24 protein-coding genes and 1 pseudogene are annotated in these 26,339 nt (G+C 26.0%); 15 read left to right on the top strand and 10 right to left on the bottom strand.

The features are described from left to right. Nucleotides 1-57: 57 nt before the first annotated feature. Both ABIV_RS08270 and ABIV_RS08265 read left to right on the top strand, forming a co-directional pair. Complete coding sequence (locus ABIV_RS08270; RefSeq protein WP_114839426.1) at nucleotides 58-2,040, top strand: EAL domain-containing protein; 1,983 nt, start codon at nucleotides 58-60, stop codon at nucleotides 2,038-2,040. A 64-nt stretch (nucleotides 2,041-2,104) separates the two neighbouring features. After that, complete coding sequence (locus ABIV_RS08265; RefSeq protein ID WP_228254276.1) at nucleotides 2,105-3,811, top strand: Na+/H+ antiporter NhaC family protein; 1,707 nt, start codon at nucleotides 2,105-2,107, stop codon at nucleotides 3,809-3,811. Nucleotides 3,812-3,837: 26 nt separating this feature from the next. On the opposite strand, the gene ABIV_RS08260 is transcribed toward ABIV_RS08265, so the two are convergent. Then, entirely contained in the window at nucleotides 3,838-4,659 is an 822-nt protein-coding gene (locus ABIV_RS08260; protein ID WP_114839424.1) for an SDR family NAD(P)-dependent oxidoreductase, read from the bottom strand. 110 nt (nucleotides 4,660-4,769) lie between these two features. Between ABIV_RS08260 and ABIV_RS08255 the strand changes: the two genes are divergently transcribed. From ABIV_RS08255 to ABIV_RS13820, 9 genes and pseudogenes are all read left to right on the top strand, one after another. Next, on the top strand, nucleotides 4,770-5,546 hold the full coding sequence (locus ABIV_RS08255; RefSeq protein ID WP_114839423.1) for a TIGR02757 family protein: 777 nt from the start codon (nucleotides 4,770-4,772) through the stop codon (nucleotides 5,544-5,546). 143 nt (nucleotides 5,547-5,689) lie between these two features. Continuing rightward, the gene (locus ABIV_RS08250; RefSeq protein WP_114839422.1) at nucleotides 5,690-5,974 is read left to right on the top strand and encodes a hypothetical protein; all 285 of its coding nucleotides are present in this window, start codon (nucleotides 5,690-5,692) and stop codon (nucleotides 5,972-5,974) included. Then, entirely contained in the window at nucleotides 5,949-6,749 is an 801-nt protein-coding gene (locus ABIV_RS08245; protein WP_114839421.1) for a hypothetical protein, read from the top strand. Before ABIV_RS08250 ends, ABIV_RS08245 begins: the two co-directional genes overlap by 26 nt. Beyond that, nucleotides 6,739-6,957, top strand: a complete 219-nt coding sequence (locus tag ABIV_RS08240) for a hypothetical protein (protein WP_114839420.1) — start codon at nucleotides 6,739-6,741, stop codon at nucleotides 6,955-6,957. The genes ABIV_RS08245 and ABIV_RS08240 overlap by 11 nt, the downstream gene beginning before the upstream one ends. Beyond that, entirely contained in the window at nucleotides 6,957-7,979 is a 1,023-nt protein-coding gene (locus tag ABIV_RS08235) for a hypothetical protein (RefSeq protein WP_114839419.1), read from the top strand. The genes ABIV_RS08240 and ABIV_RS08235 overlap by 1 nt, the downstream gene beginning before the upstream one ends. After that, nucleotides 7,980-8,141 carry a hypothetical protein gene (locus ABIV_RS13625; RefSeq protein WP_162917994.1) on the top strand — a complete coding sequence of 54 codons (162 nt, stop codon included), beginning with the start codon at nucleotides 7,980-7,982 and terminating at the stop codon, nucleotides 8,139-8,141. A 108-nt stretch (nucleotides 8,142-8,249) separates the two neighbouring features. Further along, nucleotides 8,250-8,900 (top strand): hypothetical protein, encoded by a 651-nt coding sequence (locus ABIV_RS08230; RefSeq protein ID WP_114839418.1) that lies wholly within the window; start codon nucleotides 8,250-8,252, stop codon nucleotides 8,898-8,900. Nucleotides 8,901-8,916: 16 nt separating this feature from the next. Next, nucleotides 8,917-9,096 (top strand): hypothetical protein, encoded by a 180-nt coding sequence (locus ABIV_RS08225; RefSeq protein ID WP_114839417.1) that lies wholly within the window; start codon nucleotides 8,917-8,919, stop codon nucleotides 9,094-9,096. Nucleotides 9,097-11,125: 2,029 nt separating this feature from the next. Next, nucleotides 11,126-11,803, top strand: a pseudogene (locus tag ABIV_RS13820) (methyl-accepting chemotaxis protein); the annotation flags it as partial. Nucleotides 11,804-11,813: 10 nt separating this feature from the next. Here the strand turns inward: ABIV_RS13820 and ABIV_RS08215 are convergent. The 4 genes from ABIV_RS08215 to abc-f form a co-directional block, all read right to left on the bottom strand. Beyond that, nucleotides 11,814-13,556 (bottom strand): sensor domain-containing diguanylate cyclase, encoded by a 1,743-nt coding sequence (locus ABIV_RS08215; RefSeq protein ID WP_114839415.1) that lies wholly within the window; start codon nucleotides 13,554-13,556, stop codon nucleotides 11,814-11,816. A 162-nt stretch (nucleotides 13,557-13,718) separates the two neighbouring features. Beyond that, the gene (locus ABIV_RS08210) at nucleotides 13,719-14,981 is read right to left on the bottom strand and encodes a GGDEF domain-containing protein (protein ID WP_114839414.1); all 1,263 of its coding nucleotides are present in this window, start codon (nucleotides 14,979-14,981) and stop codon (nucleotides 13,719-13,721) included. Between the two features lie 24 nt (nucleotides 14,982-15,005). Beyond that, nucleotides 15,006-15,449, bottom strand: coding sequence for a GatB/YqeY domain-containing protein (locus ABIV_RS08205; RefSeq protein WP_114839413.1), 444 nt, complete (start codon nucleotides 15,447-15,449; stop codon nucleotides 15,006-15,008). A gap of 58 nt (nucleotides 15,450-15,507) precedes the next feature. Continuing rightward, nucleotides 15,508-17,466 carry a ribosomal protection-like ABC-F family protein gene (gene abc-f / locus ABIV_RS08200; RefSeq protein WP_114839412.1) on the bottom strand — a complete coding sequence of 653 codons (1,959 nt, stop codon included), beginning with the start codon at nucleotides 17,464-17,466 and terminating at the stop codon, nucleotides 15,508-15,510. 303 nt (nucleotides 17,467-17,769) lie between these two features. On the opposite strand from abc-f, the gene ABIV_RS08195 reads away from it, so the two are divergent. Further along, nucleotides 17,770-19,269 (top strand): LA2681 family HEPN domain-containing protein, encoded by a 1,500-nt coding sequence (locus ABIV_RS08195; RefSeq protein WP_114839411.1) that lies wholly within the window; start codon nucleotides 17,770-17,772, stop codon nucleotides 19,267-19,269. Between the two features lie 75 nt (nucleotides 19,270-19,344). Continuing rightward, nucleotides 19,345-20,559 carry a hypothetical protein gene (locus ABIV_RS08190; protein ID WP_114839410.1) on the top strand — a complete coding sequence of 405 codons (1,215 nt, stop codon included), beginning with the start codon at nucleotides 19,345-19,347 and terminating at the stop codon, nucleotides 20,557-20,559. A gap of 108 nt (nucleotides 20,560-20,667) precedes the next feature. On the opposite strand, the gene ABIV_RS08185 is transcribed toward ABIV_RS08190, so the two are convergent. Then, nucleotides 20,668-21,330, bottom strand: a complete 663-nt coding sequence (locus tag ABIV_RS08185; RefSeq protein WP_114839409.1) for an FtsK/SpoIIIE domain-containing protein — start codon at nucleotides 21,328-21,330, stop codon at nucleotides 20,668-20,670. Nucleotides 21,331-21,645: 315 nt separating this feature from the next. Here ABIV_RS08185 and ABIV_RS08180 point away from each other — a divergent pair, with 315 nt between their 5' ends. Then, nucleotides 21,646-22,425: an AraC family transcriptional regulator gene (locus ABIV_RS08180; protein ID WP_114839408.1), complete on the top strand. Its 780-nt coding sequence runs from the start codon at nucleotides 21,646-21,648 to the stop codon at nucleotides 22,423-22,425. Nucleotides 22,426-22,434: 9 nt separating this feature from the next. On the opposite strand, the gene ABIV_RS08175 is transcribed toward ABIV_RS08180, so the two are convergent. The 3 genes from ABIV_RS08175 to ABIV_RS08165 are packed head-to-tail and all read right to left on the bottom strand — an operon-like array spanning nucleotide 22,435 to nucleotide 25,209. Further along, on the bottom strand, nucleotides 22,435-23,145 hold the full coding sequence (locus ABIV_RS08175; RefSeq protein WP_114839407.1) for an SDR family NAD(P)-dependent oxidoreductase: 711 nt from the start codon (nucleotides 23,143-23,145) through the stop codon (nucleotides 22,435-22,437). Nucleotides 23,146-23,147: 2 nt separating this feature from the next. Then, nucleotides 23,148-24,032 (bottom strand): cation diffusion facilitator family transporter, encoded by an 885-nt coding sequence (locus ABIV_RS08170; protein ID WP_114839406.1) that lies wholly within the window; start codon nucleotides 24,030-24,032, stop codon nucleotides 23,148-23,150. A gap of 1 nt (nucleotide 24,033) precedes the next feature. Beyond that, nucleotides 24,034-25,209, bottom strand: a complete 1,176-nt coding sequence (locus ABIV_RS08165; RefSeq protein WP_114839405.1) for a pyridoxal phosphate-dependent aminotransferase — start codon at nucleotides 25,207-25,209, stop codon at nucleotides 24,034-24,036. A 72-nt stretch (nucleotides 25,210-25,281) separates the two neighbouring features. On the opposite strand from ABIV_RS08165, the gene ABIV_RS08160 reads away from it, so the two are divergent. Continuing rightward, nucleotides 25,282-25,881, top strand: coding sequence for a M48 family metallopeptidase (locus ABIV_RS08160; RefSeq protein WP_228254275.1), 600 nt, complete (start codon nucleotides 25,282-25,284; stop codon nucleotides 25,879-25,881). Here ABIV_RS08160 and ABIV_RS08155 read toward each other — a convergent pair. After that, complete coding sequence (locus tag ABIV_RS08155; RefSeq protein ID WP_114839403.1) at nucleotides 25,865-26,281, bottom strand: DciA family protein; 417 nt, start codon at nucleotides 26,279-26,281, stop codon at nucleotides 25,865-25,867. The genes ABIV_RS08160 and ABIV_RS08155 overlap by 17 nt on opposite strands. Nucleotides 26,282-26,339 lie beyond the last annotated feature (58 nt).

The following is a 26,339-nucleotide window of genomic DNA, read 5'->3' as shown; positions in this document are numbered from 1 at the left end:
TAAAGCTTTTATTTTTAACTTTTCTGTTACATTTGTTCAATAGAAAAAGGAAAATAAATGAGGCTAACTAATAATTTACTTCATCTGTCTTTAAGAGAAGCTTTTCTAGATATAGTTCCTTACTACATCATAAGTTCAATTGGAATTCTTTTAATTGATGTATTTAATATAGATAAACAAAATGCAAATGTAGTAGTACTTGCTTTATTAAATATTACAGATATCTTCATCTATGTATTTCCTCTTTTTCTAACTATTTGCATCGCGCATCATTTAGCTAATAATTATCATGTTCATCGATTTATTATAATTGGAGTCTCTTTACTTGTTTTTATAAGTCTTGCTTGGACTATTGATGAAAATCAAAACTTTCATTATGAAAAAAACATGACTCTATATGCTTTAATTATTCCTATAATTTGTATGTATTCTTATCTTTTTTTATCAAAGATTTCATTTCTTCAAATTATAAAAGAGGATTTGGTTAGTAAGCAGTTAAAAGTAGTTGTAAATTCGATAATTCCAGTATTAATTATTTATATCTTTTTTATTTTAATTCTTCCATATTTAAGTCTATTTGTTCAAACTATTTTATTTGATGTTTTTCATGATACTGTTGAGTCTTTATCTTTGATGGCAAAATCATTTATTCAGTTAGTTGTTACACATGTGGTTTGGTGGCTCACTGGTATTCATGGAACTCATGTTTATATGATATTTGCAGATACCAGCTATTTAAATGAAGAGATATTTAAAAATCTTACTGCTGATGTTTTCTTTTTTGCTTTTTTAGTTACAGGTGGAGCAGGGGCAACTTTATCTTTACTTATTGCAATTGTTTTAAAATCACGGAATGAATATGATAGAAAGATTGCATATATTTCTTTACCTTTTGCTGTATTTAACATAAATGAAATATTACTTTTTGGTTTACCTCTAATTATGAATTTAACTTTTGTAATTCCCTTTTTACTTGTACCTATTTTTAATTTTGCAATGAGTTATATGTTTTTCTCTTATTTTCCTATCCCTGAAAGTACTTATACTATTTCATGGACTACTCCTGTATTTTTAAGTGGATATTTTTTAGGAAATGGACAAACTTTCATTTTTGTTTTACTTCAATTAATTAATCTAGTAGTTGGAGTATTTATCTATTATCCATTTTTAAAAAAATATGAGGAAGATAAATCTTTAAATCAAGATGCAAAAAAATTAAGAGATAAATTTGGTATTAAAGAAGAGATTAATACTATGAATGAGCTTAAGTTTTTAAAAACTCAAGCCGAGATTATTCAAGAACAAAGTGACACTCATAAAATGGTTGATGAACTTATTTCAGGAGATTTATTGCTTTATTATCAACCAAAAATAGATGTTACTCAAAACAGATGTTATGGTTTTGAAGCTTTACTTAGATTTAGTAAACCAGATGGAACTATAACGGGACCATATTTTATTTCACAAATTGAAAAAGCAGGTTTTGCCTATGTAATTGATTTATGGGTGATAAAAAAAGTATATGAAGATTTAAATAGATGGAGTATACAAGGTTTTAATCCCAAAATTAGTATCAATCTTTCTCCTGAATCAATAAGTGATACCTATATTGTAGATAAAATTATCAAAAGATTAAAAGGTAAAAATATTGAAATAGAGATATTAGAAAGAACCTTTGCTGAAGAGCATAGTGTTTTTATGAATAATATTATGAAACTAAAAAGAAATGGTTTTGTAATTAGTGTTGATGACTTTGGTACAGGTTTTTCTTCTTTGCAATATCTTCATACTTTACCTGCAAATATAATTAAACTAGATAAGGCTTTACTTGATAATACAAAAACTATTGAAGGAAAAACTTTATATAGAAATATCTCTAAAATGTGCTTGGACTTAAACTATATTCTAATTGCAGAAGGAATTGAAACTCAAGAGGATAAAGAATTTGTACGAAGTGTAGGAATAAATATAATCCAAGGCTTTTATTTTTCTCAAGCAATCCCTTTTGAAAAAGTGAAAGATTACTGTAATAATTTTTGAAACTTTTTTGAAACTTTTAAATAATTAATGTTATAATTCCCGACTTTTTTACTAAAGGATTACTTTGAGTAGTACTATAAAATTATTATTAATTTTAGCTATTTTACCGATAGCTCTCTTTGCTGATGGAAAAGATAATGCTGTAACTTATGGTGCTTTAACTCTGCTTCCACCCTTGGTTGCAATTGTTTTAGCATTTATTACTAGAAATGTTATCTTCTCTTTATTTATGGGGATATTTACTGGAACATTTATGGTAAATATTAGTGGTGCAAATATTTTTGCTTCTTTTTTTAATGCCTTTGTTGATATGTCAGGGAAAATGGTTGGTTCTCTTGCAGATTCATGGAATGCAGGTATTGTTTTACAAGTATTAACAATTGGTGGTTTAATCGCAGTTATTACTAAAATGGGAGGACCAAGAGCTATTGCAGAAAAACTTGCTGCAAAAGCAAAAACTCCAGCAACTGCACAATTTTATACTTGGTTAATGGGTTTCTTTATTTTCTTTGATGATTATGCAAACTCTTTAGTAGTAGGTCCAATTATGAGACCTGTAACAGATAAACTAAAAGTTGCAAGAGAAAAATTAGCTTTTATTATTGACTCAACAGCTGCACCTATTGCAGGATTAGCACTTATTTCTACTTGGGTTGGATATGAATTATCATTAATCAAAGATGCTTATGTATCTATTGGGCAACCAGATATAAATGCTTTTGCTATTTTCGTAGAAACATTGCCATATAGATTTTATAATATTTTAATGCTGGCTTTTGTTTTTATCTCTGCACTTTCTTTAAGAGAATTTGGACCAATGCATACAGCTGCAAAAAGAGCTTATGAAAAAGGACAAGTTACAAATCCTAAAACTGATTCAAACTTAATGAATCAAGAAAACTCTTTTATGATGCCTAAAGAAGGAGTTTCTTACTCTATTTTTAATGCAATTATTCCAATCTTTGTTTTAATTATTGTTGCAATTGTTGGATTTTATATTAATGGTATTAGTGGCTTAGAAGGTGAGACGTTAAAAGCAGTACAAGCAGATCCATACTCTTTTGCTTCTATTCAATCAGCATTTGGAGCAGCAGATGCTTCTATTGTTATTTTTGAAGCAGCACTTTTAGCTTCTTTAGTTGCTATTGGAATGGGTTTACAACAAAAAATCTTCTCTTTACATGAAGCGATTGAAACTTGGGTATTTGGGGTTAAAGCACTTGTAATTACAGCTGTGATTTTAATCCTTGCTTGGTCTTTATCATCAGTTATGAAAGAGCTTGGAACAGCACAATATTTAGTAACAATGTTATCTGATACAACACCTCAGTTTATTTTACCAACTATTATTTTTGTATTAGGTTCTATTATCTCATTTTCAACTGGTACATCATATGGAACAATGGGTATTTTAATGCCTTTAACTATTCCATTAGCAAGTGCAATTGGTATTCATACAGGATTAGAGGGTACTGATTTACATAACTATATTGTATTAAATGTAGGGGCAGTTTTAACTGGTGCTATTTTTGGAGATCATTGTTCTCCAATTTCTGATACATCTATTTTATCTTCGATGGCATCATCTTGTAATCATATGGACCACATCTCTACGCAGTTACCATATGCACTTTTTGTAGGTTTTGTTGCAATTGTATTTGGATATTTACCTGCAGCATTTGGTGTATCTGTTTATGTATTGCTTCCTCTTGGATTAGCAATCATTTATTTAGTAATAAGATTCTACGGAAAACCTTATATGACAAAATAATAAAAAAGAGGAAAAACTCCTCTTTTTTATATTCTATTTAAAAGCTTATCAAGTAAGTTTGTACTTAATACTCTTTTTGCAAAACCTAAAATATGTGTAGCTTTCGTAACATAATACCTTGGCTTTGGTTTTTGTGTCTGCATAATTTTTAATACAATATTTGCAACTGAAGTTGCAGGAAGATTAAAAGGTGTTGTATCTTTGTCATTTTCAAGCCTATCTTTTAACTCTTTTTTATATGTTGGAGTAAAAAAACTATTTTCAATATCAATATTTTTATTAAACTTTTTAAGGGCATTTTCTCTAAATTTTGAAGTTACAGGCCCAGTATTTATTGTAGAGATATAGATATTACTATCACTAACTTCTTGTCTCATAGTATCTGCAAGACCTTCAATTGCATATTTAGAAGCATTATATGCACCTCTAAATTTAAGAGAGATAATTCCTAAGACAGAAGAGTGTTGAATAACCTTTCCATATCCTTGTTTTCTAAAGATTTTCATAGCTTGAATAGTTGCTTCATGTAGTCCAAAAAGGTTTGTTTCAAACTGTTCTTTTAGTGTTTCAGTACTAATATCTTCTACGGCTCCGGGTTGTCCATAACCAGCATTATTAAAAATAGCATCTAGTTTTTCATCTTTTTCTAAAATATATTCTAAGGCTTTTGTTATATCTTCTTTAATTGTTACATCAACTTTTAAGGCATTTAACCCTAAGTTTTTAAGTTTTTCTACATCTTCTTCTTTTCTAGCACTTGCATACACTTTGTATCCATTCTCTTTTAAAGTAAGTGCTGTTTGAAATCCTATTCCAGTGGAACATCCTGTTATAAAAATATTTTGCATTTATCGTCCAATTTATATTCATTTTTGAATGGAATTATATCAGAAAAGAGTAAGTAACTTCTAAAGAGTTTAATTGAATCTTTTTGATATGATACAAATAAAAAATAGAAATGAAAATGAATAAAATTAAAAAACTTTTAGACGAACAAGTTTGTAGTAGAAACTCTAAATGTGAACTTTCTTATGATAAACCAGACCCACTTTTAGTTGCTAGTAGATATAAAGATGAATATATAATACTTTTATGTGCTTTATTTGCTTATGGAAAGGCTTCTTTAATAGTAAAATTTTTAGATAGTTTAAATTTTGAATTATTAGATGAAAAAGAGGAAATAATAGAAAAAGAGCTTGATCGTTTTTATTATAGATTTCAAAATAGTGAAGATGTAAAGAGTATCTTTAAAACTTTTAGAAGAATGAAACAAGAAAATAGCCTAAATGATATTTTTCTTAAAACCTATAAAAAAGAGAATAATCTTTTAGAAGCACTTGATAGTGTAATTTTAAAGATATATAATCTTGCAAACTATAACTCACAAGGTTTTACTTTTTTAGTCTCTAGTCCATTAAAAAGAGATAAACAAGGAGTAATAAAAGAGATAGGAAATGCTCCATATAAAAGATGGATGATGTATTTAAGATGGATGGTAAGAGATGATAACCTTGACTTAGGTTTGTGGCAAGGAGTTGATAAAAAAGATTTAATCCTTCCTCTTGATACACATACTTTTAAAGTATCTCAAAAACTTGGATTACTTGATAGAAAAACTTATGATTTAAAATCTGCACTTTTAGTAACTGAGAAGTTAAAAGAGTTTGATAAACAAGACCCTATAAAATATGATTTTGCTCTATATAGAATAGGGCAGGAAAAAATAAAAATTTAAAAATAAATAATTAAAAAAATACTTAAATTTAATAATATGACTTAAAAACGACCTATTTTGATATTAATAACCTAACTTTAATAATAACTTAACAAATATATTTATAATATATTTAAATGCTTAATTAATTAATGAGAGTTTCCATGATTTACATAGTTTTAGCTTTTATAACAATCTTTTTTTCTTCTTGTAGTTCATTGAATATTAATTTTCCCAAAGAAGAAGTTGTATCAAAGAAAGTATTAGAAAGAAAAACTGTAGTAACACTTCTTTCAGATGAACAAAATAATAAAACAAATATAACTTATTCTGAAGATAGTGATTTATTAATCTATGGAGATAGAACAAATCCTAATAAGATAACTTATACGGATAAGGAAAATTTTCAAAGTTGGGGAAAAGATGATATATTTAATTTTATTTTTTAGTTTAATGTTTTTTATAGTTGTGCAAATTGAAAAAAGAATTATAGATTCTAAGTATTTAATAAAAAAAGCACATAAATATAGACATGCAACAAGAAAAGAGAGAGTTGAGCGAAGAAAAGAGATTGAAGAGTATAAAAAATCTTTAACTCATAAATATTATTTAGACAAAGGGTTAAAAGACCCTGAAATAAAAAAAATGCTTGATAAAAATAGATATAAAAGCTTAGATGCTTTTAGATTTGAAGCTAGACTTTTTTATTATGGTTTTTTTATCTCAATATTATTTGGTTTTATCTTTACTGTAACTGGGCTTTATAAAGATGAGTTTATCAGCTCTTTATATCCTTATATAGAACCATATTTTAAAGTATTTTATCACAACTTTGAAAAATACACTTTCAATCCTTTATCTTTTAAAGTTTGTTTTTCTTGGATTTTTGTTTTTAGTTGCTTTATGATAATTATTATTAGTTTCTATATTTTTAAATATCCTCAAAGAACAATTTATTTTGGTTTGATAGATAATACTATAAAAAGAAATCTTATAGCTTTAGGGATAGGGTGTTTTCTACCAATTTTAATATTTCATACTTTTAATAGCTATCATCAAGGATATTATATGAAATTAGGATTATATAAATTTCCAATATCATTTGGTATTTATTTTATTTTTATAATATGTTTTTTTATCTCTATTTTATTGCCATTTGCTGTTTTTAAACAATTAATAAACAAATTTTTATCATACCTAAAAGGAAAAACTCATGTCAACTAATCAAGAAAACAACTCAAATGTAAAAGACTTTTTAGATATAGATAATCTACAAATACCAGTTTCAAAAAAAGAAATAGAAGGTGGATATGGGAAAATAAATCAATATACTACACAAGATGTAGAGTATGTTTTTATAGTACCAAATGGTGATAGTTCAACAAGTACTTATGCTACATTTACAGATGGCTTTAATCAAAAGGGAGCATAATGAGAATATTATTTAAATGGTTGTTTAGTAAGGTAAAACCAATTTATATTATTCCTATTTTAATAATAGTTGGTTTTTTATCTATTTTTATATTTCCTACTTTTATAAGCTCAAATATATTAATTAAAGCAGAATTTCCTCTTGATAAATCACCAAATCCAGAAGCTAGTAAACATTTTATTAATGCAATGGAACATAAAACTAAAATAGCAAACTTACATAAATCTGTTGATTATGATAATCCTATAATGAAACCATTTCTAGATGATTTATATTTTGAATATGAAAAAGGCAAGTCCTTACTTCCAAAAAACTCAGCAGAAGATGTGTACTGGTATGTAATACTTTTTAGAGGGATTCATGGAATAGGAGGTTATCCTCAAAGAAAAGATATGTCTTTATCTTATAAAAATATGTATTCAAAAGAGGAATATAAACAACATTATCAAGAAATAGTAAATAAGATTAAAAGATTAGCAACTGATGATTTTAATTTTGATGTACCAAGAATCACTCAATACAAATATGAATTTATGGTTAATTTAATTGGTGAAGTTATGTCTTTATTAGGTGAATATACGTATGAAGATAATAAAGCTTTTTTAAATAAAGAATACTTGCAAGATATAACTGACATATATGTATATTATAAAAATTTTTCGAAAAAATATTTACCACTTGCAAATAAACAAAATGAAAATATTGTTAGAGATATTTATATGAAAATAAGACTTTCTACATATATTTTAACTTTTAAAATACAACAAACACGAAAAGCAAATTGTGAAGATATAGAGTATAGAAATTTAATAAAAAATATAAAACTATTAAAACAGATGAGTTTAAATCCAAAATATAAAAATCAAACTTTTTATTATGAAGGGATTTTTCATAGAGTAGAATGGGTATATAGTATATTAGAAGTAAGTGAAAAATATTGTCCTAAATTGAAAAAAGATACAGAAGAAATACTAAAATATGTTAATCCAAAATTACGAAAAAGACTAAATAAGGAGAAATAGATGGCAACTAATAAATATGAATTAAGTGTAACTGCATTTAAAAGTGAAGAAGAGTATAAGGATTATATTGAAATATCAAATAAAATAGATGCTTTTTGTAGTAAAGCTAAGATATTAGAAACTGTTGCAAAGTCAAATGAAAATATTGATTTTATTTTTTGAAGAAAGGTTACATAATGAAAATAATATTTAGTTTAATAATCAGTCTTATGATTTTAAATGATGGGATATGAGATTTTTAATAGAGTTTATAAAGAAAAGATAGCGTAATTGGAAAATAATATTGAACTAATTCCTGATAAAGATGGATTTTTATTTGAGATAGAAGATAAAGTTTATCTAGTAACACAAGTGTATATAATAGTTTTCTTTAGTGCATTGTTCCTACTTTTGTTTTATCTAGCTGATTTTAGTTTAACAAATCTATATGAACATGGCAGATTGGGAAGATTAGTCATAGTATTTAGTATACCTATATATTTATATTACATTATCAAAACTTTATACTATGTTTTAATACAGAAAAGAAAAAAAATCAAGTTTTATGAAACTAATATTTTACTATCAAATAGTGTTTTAATTGTCTTGAATGATACAAAAAAAATGTATAAATTAAAAATTAGTCTTATTTCTCAAAAAAAAGAAAGTTTAAGTGTATTGAATAAATTATTTGCTGTGTTGGTATTTCCTTTTGTTGCTATGGTTCTTTTATCAGCTATATGCAGTATATACCTTAGCTATAGAAAATTATATCTTGATAATTTACTTTTTATAACTAATAAAAATGAAAAAATAGGTGGAGTTGCTTATAATTTATTAAATCAAAAAGAACAAATAAAAGTCAAATTATATTTTGAAAAGTATTTAAATATAAATATTGATGAATTAGAACAAAGATTAGTTTTAATACCAAATGAATAATTAGGAGAGAAGTAAAATGGAAAATACTCAAAATAATACATTGGAATTCCAAATTGGTGTAACGGCAAATACAAATGAAGATAACTTTAATGATATTGAAAAATACAATTCAATGGAGGCTTTAAAAGACCCTTCTTTAGAGGAAAATTCTAAAAGAGCAATTGGTACAGGACTTATTGTTTTAGGAACGGTGTAGCTGTAAGTTCTTTACTTGTTATTGGTAGATTTTATTGGAAGACTTAAAAGCTACTAAGCCAGAAGAGTATCAAAATATGGTAAATAGTGGTTTTAGTAACTAGGAAGTTAAAAGAGTTTTATTACCAACTCTCTATAAAATATTACTTTAATCTATAAACATATAAATATTGAAAAATAAAAATATATATTATAAAAATAATATTATTAATACTTAATTATTTATTTGTCTACTAAAATACTCAAAATTAAATTTATCCATAAAAGTTACAATTTTTTTATGAATTTTTCTTTCTTTAAAATAATTTAAAAACTAACTATATTCTATTAAATATGAAAAAAAATAATTTAAAAACTTAAAAATAAGCATATTTTATATAAAAAATATTTATTTAAAATCATGTATAATTTTTGTAAGTAAGGAGTAGTTTAGTTCAAATTAATTTGAATTTAATTGTAGTTATATTTTAAAAAATAATTTTTTTATTTTTTATGAGATAAGAAAAGGGGAAAAAATGAGTATTCAAAAAAAGTTTTTTGGATTAAGTGTTTGTGTTTTAGTAGGATTACTTACAATTTTATTTATTCAGATGAATAGTTTAAGTCAAATTCATAAGCTTTCAAGTGCAAAAATTTTAGCACATGATTTAAAAATATCTCAACTTGAGTTACGAAAAAATGAAAAAGATTTTTTAGTTAGAAAGGAGTTAAAATATGAAGAGAGTCTTTTATTAACTTTCAAAAAAATAGAAAAAGAAATCTCTTCTTTAAATTCAATTTTAATTGATTTTGATATTTCTGAAGAGGCTTCAAATGAATTTCTATCAATAATTAAAGATTATAGAAATATTTTCTCAAAAATTGTTGAAATTCAAAAAGAGATAGGTTTAACTTCAAAAGATGGTTTATATGGTTCTTTAAGAACAAGTGTTCATAAAGTAGAAGATTTTGCTGAGAAAGTAAATGATTTTGAACTTTTAGCAAAAGTTTATGAATTAAGAAAAGTAGAAAAAGACTTTATGTTAAGAAATGATGATAAATATATTTCAAGTTTTAATACAAAAATTGATAATTTGATTGAAAATATCTCTAATACTGAAATGAAGTCGTATTTAGAAGCATATAAAAAAGATTTTATAAAATTATCACAAAGTGAACTTATAAAAGGTCTAAGTGAAAAAGAAGGGCTTTTAGGTGAACTTAGAAAAACTATAAAATTAACAGAAACTTCTATAGAAAAACTTGAAAAAGCTTTAGATGAAGAGATTGAAGAAAAAGAGAGTTTCAATGAATGGCTCTCAATATTGTTAACTCTGTTTATAATTGCATTTTTAATGGTTCTTTTCTATTTTATTGGAAAAAATATAGTTAATACTCTAAAAGATTTTGAGAAAGGACTTTTAAGCTTTTTTAGATATTTAAATAATGAAACTAGTTCAATAGAATTATTAAAAGATACAAGTAAAGATGAGTTTGCTCAAATGGCAAAAGTAGTAAATGAAAATATCACTAAGATAAATGAAGGACTTAAAAAAGATACAGAAGCTGTAAATGAAGCTTTAAATATTGTAGAAAAAGCAAAACTTGGGCATTTAAATTTACAAATTACAACAGTTCCAAATAATCCTCAATTAGTTCAATTAAGTAAAGCACTAAATTCTATGATTGAAAATATAAAAGGAAATATAGATTCTATTTCATCTGTATTAAAAGAGTTTAGTAATTATAAATTTGTAAGTAAAGTTGACAATAAAGGAATGGAAGGAGACATTGCTGCTTTAATTAATAGTGTTAATTTCTTAACAGATGAAATTTCTAAACTTCTAAAAGAGTCTTTGACTATAGGTATGACGTTAGATAGTTCTTCTGACCAATTAATTTCAAATGTAGATAAATTAAATATAAGTGCCAATGAAGCTGCAACTTCTCTTGAGGAAACAGCTGCTGCACTTGAAGAAATTACAAGTACTATTATCAATAACTCGGAGAACATTGCAAAAATGAGTAATTATGCTCAGGAATTAAGTTTATCAGCAAAAGATGGTCAAAACCTTGCAAATAAAACAACTATTGCAATGGATGAAATAAATACACAAGTGACAGCTATAAATGAAGCAATTATTGTAATTGATCAAATAGCTTTCCAAACAAATATTCTTTCATTAAATGCTGCTGTTGAAGCAGCTACTGCAGGAGAAGCTGGTAAAGGTTTTGCAGTTGTTGCACAAGAAGTAAGAAATTTAGCAAGTAGATCAGCAGAAGCTGCTAAAGAGATAAAAGATTTAGTTGAAAATGCAAACCTAAAAGCAAATGAAGGTAAAAATATTAGTGCAAATATGATAAGTGGATATGATAAATTACTTGAAAATATTGATAAATCAACTCATATGATTAATGAAATTACGAGTGCAAGTAAGGAGCAAAAATCAGGAATCACACAAATTAATGATGCAGTTACTCAACTAGACCAGCAAACTCAGCAAAATGCTGCAATTGCAACTCAAACACATGATATTGCATTAAGTACTGATAAAATAGCTAAAGAGATAGTATCAGATGCAAATGCCAAAGAGTTCTTAGGAAAAAATGAGGTAAATCTTAGTTCTTTAGATAATAAAAAAGAAATTAACAAGGAAGTAAAAGTAGATGAAAAAATAGAGGAAGATAGTGATGAAGAAGAACCAGACCAAAAGTGGGAAAGTTTTTAAAAAAGTAGAGTTATAAAAACTCTACTTTATTTCTTCCATTTTCTTTAGCTTTATATAAAGCTTCATCTGCTCTATTAATTAATTTTTCAGCATTATCATTATCTTTATAAACAGAAATTCCAAAGCTTGCAGTTTTATTTTTTATTACTGGAAAGTTATGTTTTTCAATTTTTTCTCTAATTTGATTTGCAAGTTGTTTTATACCTTCAAGATCTGTATGTGGACAAATGATAATAAACTCTTCACCTCCCCATCTTCCTACTGTATCTGTATTTCTAATATTTTCTTGTAAAATTTTAGAGATTTCTATTAGTGTTGTATCTCCTACTTGATGACCAAAAGTATCATTTACTTGTTTAAAATAATCAATATCTATTATCATTATAGAAAATTTTTCATTGTATCTTTCAGCTAGATTTAGTTGCTCAATCATAACTTCATCTAGTTTGATTCTATTATAAATGTTTGTTAATTTATCTGTAATAGAAAGTCTATGTAGTTCTAAGTTTTTCTCTTTTAGCTCTTTTGTTCTTTCTTTTACTTTTTGTTCTAATTTATATTGGTACTCATAGATAGATTCACCCATTTCAAGCATTGCATTTGATAGTTCTTGTATTTCAAATACTCTACTGTTGATTTTTTCAAGTTCTTCATATTTTCTATCTTTTACTTTATTACTTTCAAGTTTTAATTTTAATACAGGTTTTACAATTACAGAAGCAAAGTACCAAATTAATGGAAGTAAAAATATAAAAAGTAGTATTGTGAAAATAATCATTAGATTAAAGTATTTAGAGTATTGGTGCATTACTTCATCAACAGATACGATTGTTATTAGGTATTTGTATATTTCATCATCTAGTTTAGAAAAATTTATAATATACTCTTCAGAAGATATTTCATAAATTGATTCTTCTTTATTTTGCAGTTGCTCTTGTAGTAATAATTGTATTTCAGAGATAATTTTTTTATCATCTGTTGTTGCACTTATTAGTTCTTTATCTTGTGCAAAAACAAAACTATTCATAGTTTTCATAGAATTTAAACTTGCAACAGTTTTATTAAGGTTATTTAACAAAACATCAATTGCAAAAGTAACATTTTTATTGTATCTTTTTGCATAAGTCATTCCAGTAGAGTCTATATTTTTAAAAGAGTAGGGTTTACTTTTGATTATTTCTTTACTGTTTTTATCTGCTTTTATATACCAAGGCCTTGTTGTCGCTAAATAGCTATTATTATCCTCTTTTGTATCAATTAATTTAAGTTCATTATCATATGTATATAAAACTCTTTTTTTCTCATTTTTACCATCAATATAAATTAACAACCAACGAGATTGATTACTTAAAGAGTATTGGTTTCTTAACTCTTTATCAATATTTAAATTTATGATTTCAAAAAAGCTATTATCACTAAAAGCAAAATAAGCTGCATATAACTCTTCATTTTTTTCTAAAATTTTGGTTAGTACTTTGATATATGATTCTTTATCCTTATTAATCTCTTCAATTGAGTCTAATTTTGAAAATGAAGAGCTTATTGCATCAATAAAAAAACCATTTACTTTGTCTAATGTTTTTAGATTATTTTTTACCTCAGAAGATATTAGCTTAAAATTATTGTTTGACATCTTTTGAGAAAACTCTTTTCCGTAAACAGCTTGAATATATACCATAAATACGATAATAAACAAAGATAATAAAATAAACAAAGATAAAACAGTTACCCTAAATGGAATATTTTTTAACAACACTTTTCCCTTTTTTATAAAATGTAACATTGATTTTATCTAAATGATAATTATTTTCTACTGATATAAATTATATAATGATAGTGATTATTTAAATAGGTTGGAAATGTAATATTTAATTTGGATTAAATTTAGTATTTGAAGTAAAGAAGAGGGGAGAGTTTAAATAGTTGTCCCATCTTCTATAATGATTTTATTTCTTCCATTCTCTTTTGCTTGATATAAAAGCATATCTGCTTTTTGAATAGCACTTTCATATGAAGGGTGGTTATTTCTTATTGCAACTCCAGCAGAGAAACTTACATGAATTTTTTCTTTTTTATATAAAAAGTCATTGTCATTTATAATTGCTTTTATTCTTTTTAAATATTTTAATAATTCTCTTTTTAGATTAAAATGAACCACTGCTACAAACTCTTCTCCCCCATATCTTCCAACAATGTCAAACTCTCTTGTATTTTTATTTAAGACTTTTGCAAAAGTAGAAAGAATAATGTCTCCAGCTTGATGCCCATGTGTATCATTTATCTTTTTAAAGTGGTCTAAGTCAAAAAAGATAATTGCATATTGAGTATTATTTCTTTCAAAACTAGCTTCAATTTTTTTAACTTCTTCTTCATAAGCACCTCTTGTTAGAACACCTGTTAAGTGGTCTTTAGTACTTTGTTCTCTAGTTTTATCTAACTCTTCTTCTAGTTTTTTAATTTTTTGTTCTAAAGCTTCTACTTCAGATTTTCCAGAAGAGAGTTTTTCCCCTACATGAGACATCTCATTTTCAATTGTTAAAGCTGCATCAATAAGTTTACTTTGAAGTTCTGTTAATTCTTCAAAACCATTTGATTTTTGCATATCAATAGACTGAATTTGAGTTTTAATATTTGAAACCTCTTTTGAACCTTTTCCACTACTATGAATTGCATCATTAAAGTATTGACCCATAAGTGTTAAAAGTTTAGCTATATCAGAAGTTTTTTGTTTAACTACTTTTTTATCCGCTTCAAATCTTTTTGTAATAAACTCTTGCATCTCTTTTTGAATATCTTCTTCAAAAAGTAATGCAGGAGAATTTCCTATTTTTATAGAAAACTTTTGTAGGCTTTCATCAACATCAATACTAATTGACGGAGTTACTGCTTCTTGGAATAGTTTTGCCAAAGTATTTACATTATCTTTAGAAACTCTATTTAATAAAATAGGAATCATATCTTCAAAAGTTTGAATACCCTTTGTTTCAATTTCAATTTGCTCATTTTTTGAAAGTTTACTTACTAATTGTTTAAATTGTTTACACTCTTTTATTGAAAGATTGTAAGTTTTAGAAACATTACAAAACTCTTTATGGTACTCATTTGGAGTTGCTGGAATACCTTTTTGTTTTAAATTGATTAAAGTATCTTTTACAATACTATTTATTTGATTCTGCATTACTATTCCTAAAAAATTTAAATATTATCCAAGCAGTTTTTTTGTCATCTCATTAATTCTTTTTCCATCTGCAACACCTGCAAATTTCTTTGTTGCTTGTCCCATAACTTTTCCCATATCTTTCATTGTTGTAGCTCCAACTTCTAAGATAATCTCTTTCATACCTGCTTCAAGTTCTTCATCTGATACTTGTTGAGGCATATACTCTTTGAATACTTCAACTTGTTCTTGCTCTTTTTCTACTAAATCTTCTCTTGAAGCCTCTTTATATTGAGCAATAGATTCTTCTCTTTGTTTAATACCTTTTTGAATAAGTTTTAAAACATCTTCATCAGTTAACTCTTTTCTTTCATCTACTTCAATTTGTTTAATCATTGTATTAATAGCTCTAATAGAGTCTCTTTTTACAATATTCTTTTCTCTCATAGCTATTTTTAAATCATCTTTTAACTGTTGTTTTAAACTCATAAATTCCCTTTTCTTTAATTATTATTATCTAAAAAAATTATAACTTAATTTCGTTAAACTACTTGTTAAAGCTCTCTACTAGCTCTTCAAGCTCTAAAAATCTTTCAACTTTTTCTTCATAGATTGCTTCTACTTCTTCTAGCTCTTTTGAAACAGCAACAATTCCTTTTTGTTCATAACAAGCAGGATTAGCTAAACAAGAATTTATTTCTTCAATTTTCATTTCTAATTCTTCTATTTCTTTTGGTAAAGAGTCATAATCTCTTTGGTCTTTATATGAAAGTTTTGTTTGCTTTTTTTCTTTATTTGTTAGTTTTACAGTACTTGTATTTTCTTGTTTTGTACTCTCATATTCTAAAGCATCGAGTTCTTTTAACTCTTTTTCAATTTCTAAATATTCACTATAAGGTTGAAAACTCTCTTCTACAAGTCCATCTTGACCTTTAAATACAAATAGTTTTTTAGCAATCTTATCTACAAAATATCTATCATGAGATACAAAAATTAAAGCACCTTGAAAGTTTTGTAAATACTCTTCTAAAATATTAATTGTAGGAATATCTAAATCATTTGTAGGCTCATCAAGGATTAAACAATCTACTTTTTTTGTAAAAAGTAAGGCAAGTGCAACTCTATTTTTTTCTCCACCACTAAGTACACCAATCTTTTTGTCTAAATACTCTCTTGGAAATAAAAAGTTCTTTAAATATCCAAATACATGCATATTTCTTCCATCATCTAAAATAACTCTATCCCCACCATTTGGACAAAAAGTTTCCATTAGATTTTTAGAATCATCTAACATCTCTCTTTGTTGGTCAAAGTATCCAATATTAAAATCACCTTTTTTGAATTTTCCACTATCAACTTCTAATTTTTCCATAAATATTTTAAGCAAAGTTGATTTTCCACTTCCATTTGGGCCTACTATTGCGATTGTGTCTTTTTGTAAGATTCTAGTTGTAAAATCACGGATTAATTCTTTCTCTCCTAATTTCTTGCAAACATTATCTAACTCATAAAGCATTTTTTTTCTATTTTGTTGCTTTGCTTCTGTATTAAAAGCTTTTTGCTCTCGTTGTAGTTCAATAGACATTTTTTTGATAGCACCAGGATTAGTTTTTGCTTTTTTCTTTAATTCAAAGTACTCTGCTTTTCTTCTTTCATTTCTTTTTCTTCTAGCAGTAACACCTCTTTGCATCCAATGTGCTTCTCTTTTTACAAGTCGAAGAAGATTTTCATGGTCTTTTTGCATATTTTCTAAAATTTGCTGTTTTTGCTCTAAGTATGAAGAGTAACCTCCATCAAATCTTCTTAGTTTTCCAGCGTCAATTTCTACAACTGAAGTAGCAATATTGTCAATAAAATATCTATCGTGAGAGATGAAAAGTAGGGTAAAGTTGTTTTTTAAAAGTAAAGACTCTAAAAATTCAACCATATAAACATCAAGGTGGTTTGTAGGCTCATCAAGAAGTAATACATCAGGTTTTTTAAGTAAAAGTCCTGCTAAAGATACTCTCCTTTGTTCTCCTCCACTTAAAAGAGTTACATCTTTATCTTCGTATTGTTTTAATTGAAACTCTTTTAGAACTCTCTCTATTGTATTATCTAAATCCCAAGCATTATGAAAATCTATATAAGTAGCTAATTCACTTTGTCTTTTTAATAACTCTTGATTTTCATAATCAGTTGCTACTTTAAAAGTAATCTCTTCATACTCTTTTTTTGCTTGTTTAATTTCTGCTAATTGTTCTTCAATTGCATCTCTAACTTTAAGACCTGCTTTAAATTTTGGTTGTTGGTCAAGCATCTCAATTTTTAGAGATTTATCAATTGAAATTTCTCCATAATCAGCTTCAACTTGATTCATAATGATTTTAAAAAGTGTTGACTTTCCTTGACCATTTTGACCAATAACAGCTATTCTTTGACCTTCTAGTAGAGTAAAGTTTACATCTTTTAAAACGGTTTTTATATCATATTGTTTTGAAATGTTTTGTAAGTCGATTAATGCCATTTATTTATTAAAACTCCCATAAAATCTATATTCTTTATAGATTTAAATTGACTTGTATTTGCTGAAATATTGATAAGTTGTGTCTAACTTTGACAAATTAGACACAAGTGTCATAAATTATTAAAAACCGTATCATATAAGTACATATCAATACACAAATATCTTTTAAATTAAAGTATATATTTTATCTAAAAATCTGTTATAACTGGCTTTTTATTTTATATATTACATCTTGTAATACATTCTTATAATCAAAAGTTTATTTGGTATTATAAATTAACTTATAAATATAAAGGTCGTTATATGGACTTTAATAAATTACAATTGATAGCAGAAGAAATTGATAAATATGCTTTTTCAAATGATAAAAATAGTTTAGAAAATAAACTTATTGAACTTGAAAAACTTAATTTTGAAGATTCTTCTTTACAATCTATTACATATTACTTTATTGGTAATATTTGGTCTTCATTAAGAAGAATAAATCATATAGGAGAAAATAGTAATATTTGGAAAATTGAACAAAAAGAGCTTTTTAATGAAATATATTACTATAGAAAATCAATTAATGAAAAAGGTTTTGATAATTTACAACTTGAGTATAAATTATATATCTATACAAATTTAGCAAATGCCTTCAGTCATTATGGACGAACAATTAATGCTCTTAAATATTATGATAAAGCATTATCTTTATTTCCTAATTTTGAAATGGCTTTAGTTAATAAAGCAGAGTGTTTAAGAAGTTATTCACAACTAAGTTATGATTGGAGTCATAAAGAAATATTTCTTAAAAAATCTTATGATATATACCAAGTTGGAGCAGAGGTCTTATATAATATTTTACAAGAAAGAGAAGATGAATATTATTCAAACATACTGAGTAATATAATGCTTGATATATTTGAAATTGAAGAAGTTTTAGGAAAAGAACTTTTAGCGCAAGATTATGATTTAAATTCTTATCCTTTAAGAAACTATAAAAATGAAAGTGAATACAGAGAATGGGTTTTAAAGAATACTTTATTTTTAAATCCTATGAATGATTTAGGACTTAATAGTATTGCTACACATGACCCTCTTCATATGCCTGATATGAAAATAGAGATTGAAGTAGGTTTCCCGAAATATATAACACATTTTAATCAAATGAAACAAGAGTATATAACTTATCGTCATTTGTTATTTGAGGGAATAAATTCTTTTACAAAAAAATTCTATGATAAGGATACTCATATTATAGATGATTATGATTATAATTTATATGATATAAATATAGAAAAAGTTAAATTAGCATTTAAAAGTTTCTATTCACTATTTGATAAAATAGCTTTTTTTATAAATGATTATTTCGCTTTAGGTTTAGATGAAAGAAAAGTTGATTTTAGAAAAGTTTGGTATGTAAAAAACGATATTAATTCAAAATTTGATAACTTTGAAAACTTAGCACTAAGAGGACTTTTTCTTATTAGTAAAGATTTGTTCTTCAATGATAAAGATAAAAATTCAAAAGAGTATATTGAGGTGTTAGAACCTAATGCTAAAGAAATTAATAAAATACGAAATCATTTAGAACACAAATTTATAATGATTAAAATTTTTGATGTGGAGAACTTTGAAAAAGTAAAAGATAGAGAAAGATGTTTTTATATTACTGACAAAGATTTAATTAAAAAAACAATTTACTTAGGACAACTTTTACGAGAATCATTAATTTATCTTTCTTTTTCTGTTCATAGGGCTGAAAAGAATAAGTATAAAAATGGGAAATATTTGCCAATAAATCTAAATATAATTAAATAATGTTGCAATTTGACATATTTTTAAAATTTCTAAAATCTATTTGTTATTATTCTCAAAATATTACAAAGGAGTTTTATGGAATTTTATGATTTACTATTTAGATTTCTACAGTCAAAAGGTGCAAAAGACTCAATGTCAATATATGAAGAGTATTATACTGAATGTATAAAGAATAACTTACATGTTATTACAGCGGATAAAAATATGGCTTTAAACTTTCCTATATTTAAAGAAATTATGTCTTATGAAAATATTAAAACTATTTTTAAATATCCTAACTTATGTTTTCTAAATCCTGAAATTATGAAAGGAATGGAAAATGGTAAAGAGGCCCCATTAGCAATAGACTATTCTGTTAGCTTTGAAGCCAATACATCAAGGTATTTACATGATTATCTGAAATATGGAGAAGATAAAGTTCCTGAAAAGTTTATTAAAACATTAAAGTTTCTTTTAGATAATAACATTAATCTTGACCCAATGTTTTATATTTTAGAAAATGTTGCAAAAGGTGAAGATAGTTCAGAGTTTTATGAAAATCTAATAAGTATAAAAAAATTAATGACTTGTGATATGCAACATTATAATGACACAAAAAAAGACAACGATTCTATGGGTGAAATCAAGTCAATTTATACTGATGAAAAAGTTATCCAAGATGTAAAGAATGAAATAGGATCTTTAAAAACAGAATTTAAAGAAATGTTAGATGTTACACAAAAAAATCATTTAATAATGAGAGTACTTTTACTTTTAATCATTGTTGCAAGGTTCAAATATAAAAATAATATGAAACAACAACTTGAATATATTGTAAAATTTATGAATGATAAAATTAGGACTATGTTCTTAAGAGAATTATCTATAGGTGTAGAGTATTTTGAGAAAAAGCAATTAGAATTTTTTAATAAGACTAATAACAAAGAAACTTTTTTTGATGCAATAGATAATATGGCATGGGACTTTACAGTTATTAGGTTATTAGAAATGTATTTTTCTTCTAAACCCAATCCTGATGCAGACTTTTTTATTCCTTTTATATTCACTTTAGATAAAGGTTTATTAGAGTCAATTGAAATGTTCTATTGTAAAGATTTTTTAATTTTTAAAAATGAGAAAAGAACAGACCCAATCCCATATAAATCATTAATGCCAAAATTTGAAAAATATAAACTTGATAAATATTTTACAGTAGATGCATCTTTAAATAGAGTTAATTCAGAAGAAGCAGATTTTGAAGTTCTTTATAAAGAGTTAGAAGCGGAAGTAATCAAAGTTCGTAAGTTATAATAATTACTTACTGTGACACTTCATATAAAATAAGTCAAGAGAAAGAAGCCAACCAATCTAAAGATTGGCTGTCATCTTTCAAATCTTTTATAAAAAGAGGTAAAATATCTATCCATAGACCTTTTCAGTCTCTTTATCTATATATGGCACTTGTATTAAGCTTTTTTGGCTTGTAATACCATCTTTTAAAATCATTCGATTTCTGTTAAACTCTGTAACTTTAACTCTTGTAATATCTTCTATACTCTCTTTAGTTTCTATGCTATTGTTGATATTAAAATCTGATTTAGTTTTCATTAGTACTTTTGATTGGATATTTGCCAACACATTCGATGGTAGATTAATCGAATCTATCTTTAGAGCAAAAACTAAAAATATAATTTTGGCTGCTCTTCCTTTTTGAAATATTTCAATCATCAAGTTATAGATTTCATCTTTAATCTTTTTTGGATAAGCACTAATAGTTCCTATCTCATCAATTATTACAAGTAAAGTTTTACCTTGATATAGTAAATCTCCTGTTTCTTGCATAGCTTTAAATCTATTGTTCATTATCTGCTTTATCTCTTTTAATAGTTCAAGTATATCCTCAACATTGTCAATAAACTTTACATATGGAAGTTTTGAGTATATGTATAGTTCAACTTCTTTTAGGTCAATCATATATGTATAGTCTATATATTCCTCATTTAAAAGTATTGAATATACCAAGCAATTTAATAGATTACTTTTTCCATAAACACTTTCCCCGACACTTAATAATTGTGTCAAATTGACTTGTAAATTAGTGGTTTTGTTTTAATTACTTATTCAGAAATACCAAGAGTAGGGTGTTAATTGATTTTGGGAGAAGACAAGTTTTGTAAGTCGATTAATGCCATAAAGTTTTAATTCTCCCAAGAATTATTTTATAAAATATTTAGTTTATATAAAAAGTTTTTTACTATAAAGATAGATATATTATCTAAAAAGTAGTTAAATGTTTGTTACAAGAGAGTTTCAGGCTATTGTGTTATTATGCAATAATATACTATGAAAAATTTTTAAAGAAAAGTAAAATATAGAAAAGATTTATATAGAGTAGAAATGGATAAGTTTATATATAAAAATAATCAACTGGGTATTACAGCTTTATCAGCAAAAATGAATAAATTTTCTTATAAAAAACATGCCCATGAAGAATATGCTTTAGGTGTTACTTTAAAAGGAATTCAAGAGTATAAATTAGAAGGTTGGTCAAAAGCTTCATATGCAAATGGAATAATGCTATTTAATCCAGAACAAGTACATGATGGAAGAGCAAGAGATTATGAAGAGGGTTTAGAGTATGTAATGCTTTATATAAATCCAAAGCTATTTTTAGAGGGCTTAAATAAAAAAGAGATATTGACTTTTTCTGAGCCAATTGTTTATAAAGAGAAATTAAAATGGGATATTATCAACTTATCTAAAGCTATTTTAAATGGAAAAAATGAAGCTCTAACAAATGAATTATATTTAGAACTAGTAGATAATTTTGCTTCAAAAGATTTTTTCAAAGAGTATAAAAATGAAAATACATTAGTAAAAAAAGCAAAAGAGATTATCTTTTACGAACTTGATAATGTTTTATATCTTGAAGATATTGCAAAAGAATTAAGTATTTCAAAATTCGAGTTTATAAGACTTTTTAAGACAAATACAGGAATTACACCTTATCAATATTTTCTAAATTCAAAGTTAATTCATGCAAAAAAGTATTTAGAGATTACAAGGGATATTTACGGGGCAGTTGTTGAGTTTGGTTTTAGTGATTTATCTCATTTTAATAGACATTTTAAAAGAGTTTATGGATTAACACCTTTTCAGTATATTTCACAACTTTAAGAATAAAACTTATTGTTTTACACTTAAAGCAAACTCTTTTTCTAAAGCTTTTGGGTTAGTTAGCAGTTTTTTGTATATATCTTTTGAAAAATTATCTGGAAAAATCTCTTCTTCTTTATTTTCTATTCCTTCAAAAATTGCTTTTGCAATCTCTTCTGGAGAAGTTTTTGGCATTTCTTGACCCTTTGTCATAGCTGTATCAATAGGACCAGGAAGTATTTCATGAACATAAACTTCTTTATTAGCTAGTTCAGCTCTTAAAGCTTGTGTTATTGAGTGTAAAGCACTTTTAGAAGCACAATATAAAGCCATAATAGGAAGATTAATTAAGGCTAAAATAGAAGTGATATTAACTAATGAACCACCTTTATTTATCTTGTTTTTTAAAGATTCACAAATATTTAAGGTACCAAAAACATTTACTTCAAAATCAGTTTTTATATTGTCATTCAAAACTTGATTACTATTAAATCCTGCATTATTTATCACAACATCAATATTTTGAATTTGCATTGAAAAGTTTTCAACAGAAATTTTATTTGTAATATCAAGTTCTAAAATCTCTATGTTTTCTTGATTTTTTAAGTGATCTAAACTTTTGATATTTCTTGCTGTACAATATATCTTTTTTGCATTTAAGTTCTGTGCATATTTAACAAGTGCGCTTCCTAACCCACCATTTGCACCAGTTATTAAAATAGTTTTATTAGATAAATTCATTATTATCTCTCTTTATTTATTTCAAAATCATCATATGGATCCATATGAATATTTATAATCCAATCTTTTTTAGGGTCAAGATTTTTTATTTTGTCTTCAATTTTATCAGAAACTCTATGTGCATCCATTAGAGTAATTAAACAATCAAATACTAAATGAACTTCTACAAAAGTTTGACTTCCTGCCTCTCTTGTTTTAAGTAAATGATGAGTATTTACTTTTTCTTCATTTTTAATTATTTCAATTATCTTTTCTACAATCTCTTCATCAACTGCTCTATCAAGTAAAACTAAAATTCCATCTTGAATTAACTCATAAGCAGAATAGATAATAAAAAGTGAAATTCCTCCACCTACAATAACATCAATTAACTCAATTCCTGTAAAGTTAACTAAAATAAGAGAGATAAAAACAGCTGCATTAGTATAAACATCTGTTTTATAGTGTAAGGCATCTGCTTTAATAACCATACTACCAGTCTCTTTGGCAACACGATTTAAGTAAATAACTAAACTTACTGTGATTACTATTGAAATAGTCATTACAATTAATGAGATTTCTAAATATTGAGAAGTCTCTTCATTAATAGCTTTTTTAATTGCTTGATAAAGTAGAAATAAACCAGAGATACAAATAATTGTACCTTCAATAACAGAAGCTAAGGCTTCAATCTTTCCTCTTCCATAGTTAAAATGTTTATCGGCTGGTTTCTCTGAGTTGCTTATAGCAAAGTAGTTAAAAATAGATACAAACATATCAAGTACAGAGTCAATGGCAGATGCAAGTACTGCAACTGAACCACTTGCAATTCCTACAACTAATTTAATTAGTGTAAGAATTGCTGCAACGCTACTTGATACAACCGTTGCTTTTCTTTGTGGGGTCATATTATGCGAAATTCTCTTCTACAAATTTTCTAATTCTTCTAATACCTTCTTCAATTGTAGGTAAGTCAGTAGCAAAAGAGAATCTAAAATAACCTTCCGTTCCAAATGCAAGACCAGGAACAACTGCTACACCTTCTTTCTCTAAAAGGTCAGCAGAAAATTTCATAGAGTCTCCACCAATTTCTTTGATATTTACAAAAAGGTAGAATGCACCTTTTGGTACAACACAAGAGATTCCATTTATTGCATTGAAAGATTCAACAGCAACATTTCTTCTTTTTTCAAACTCAACTCTCATAGTCTCAATATCTGCATCAGCACTTCCATCTAAAGCAGCTACAGCAGCTTCTAAAGTGATAGAGTTTACATTTGAAGTAACTTGACCTTGTAGTTTAGTCATAGCTTTAATTAAAGCTTTATTTGGACTTGCCACATAACCATATCTCCAACCAGTCATAGCAACTGCTTTACTAATTCCATTGATAGTAACAGTTCTTTGGAACATATCTTCACTTACAGATGCAACAGCAGTGAAGTTTTCTCCATCATACATGATTTTTTCATACATTTCATCTGAAAATACTAAAATATCAGTATCTTTTAATACTTCAGCTAACGAAAGAAGTTCTTCTTTTGTATAAACAGAACCTGTTGGGTTTGATGGAGTATTTAAAAGTAAAACTTTTGTTTTTGGTGTAATTGCTGCTTTTAATTGTTCAGCAGTAATTTTAAATTCTGTTGAATCATCTGTTTCAATAAAAACAGGAACACCATCAGAGAATTTTACTTGCTCTGGATATGTTACCCAGTAAGGAGCAGGAATAATTACTTCATCACCTTCTTCAATTAGACATTGAAATAGATTAAATAATGAGTGTTTTGCACCATTTGATACAATGATTTCATCTAACTCATAGTTTAATCCGTGATCAGTTTTTAACTTCTTGATAATTGCTTTCTTCGTTTGAATGGTACCTTCTACAGCTGTGTATTTAGTATGTCCATCTTTTATAGCTTGGATTGCTGCTTGTTTGATAACTTCAGGTGTGTCAAAGTCTGGCTCACCTGCACTAAAACTTAAAATGTCTTTACCTTGTGCTTTTAACTCTCTTGCTAAAGCTGTAATTGCCATTGTAACTGATGGCGATAGGTTTTCCATTCTACTTGCAATTTTCATTTTATGTTTGTCCTTTAGTAAATTTAAAGTATGATTATATCTATTATATTCTTAGAAAGTGGTCTCAATAAGGTGATAGAAGAGTTTAAAGTTAAAATAAATCAAGAAATATATAATGTAACTATAAGAAAGAAAATATCTAATAAACACGTATATTTAAGGCTTAAAGATAAAAACTTATTGGAAATATCTTCATATAAATATTTTTCAAAAATTGATGCTCTTGATTTAATAAATAGACAAAAAGAGTGGATAGTTAAAAGAAGAGAATACTTTTTTAATAAAGAAAAAAATAATAATAGTTATTTATTATATGGAAAAAGATATTTAAAAAATAATTTAGATGATAAAGAGTTGGAGTTATATTATAAAGAAGAAGCCAAGAAAATAATCCCCAAATTAGTAGATGAATTTGCAAAAAAAATGAATCTTTTCCCAACCTCTATTAAATATAGAAAAAATAAGAGAACTTGGGGTTCTTGCAACTATAGAAATGGACTTAACTTTAATATCTTACTTATTCAGTTTCCCATTGAAGTAATAGAATATGTTGTAATCCATGAACTTGCTCATATAAAACATAAAAATCATTCAAAAAGTTTTTGGAATTTGGTTGAAAAATATTGTCAAGATTATAAGCAAAGAGAAAAATTACTTAAGAGTTTTTTATAATAGCTCTTATCTCTTCTACTTTTGCACGAAGTTTTTCATCTGTGATATAGTTGGTAAAAATACCGTGAGAACGCTCTATAAAGAAAGGAGCTTCCTCTTTTTTTTCTTCTTTTTTTTCTCTTTTATTAGTAACGAAAAATTTTAACTCATTTACTTCAATAGGTGGATACTTTTTTAATAGTGTATTTATTAAATTCTTGTTATACTCAAACTCCATTTTATAAACAGGATGGGTTAATACAAAGTATAAAATATCTGCTTTTATATAAGCAAATTTTACACCCTTTTTTAAGGTGGCTGGTAATAATTCAATAAAATCTTGAATTGTTTTTTGTGTATTAATCTTTCTGAATTCAGGACTATTCTTAAGATGACTAAGTATTTCGTTAATTTTTTTCATACTCTTATTATAGCAGGAGTTTTATTATCTTTTAGTGGATGTGGTTACAAAGCACCAC

The organism is Halarcobacter bivalviorum (genome assembly GCF_003346815.1).
GTDB classification, from domain to species: Bacteria; Campylobacterota; Campylobacteria; order Campylobacterales; family Arcobacteraceae; genus Halarcobacter; species Halarcobacter bivalviorum.
This window is presented reverse-complemented; position numbering and strand designations above follow the sequence as displayed.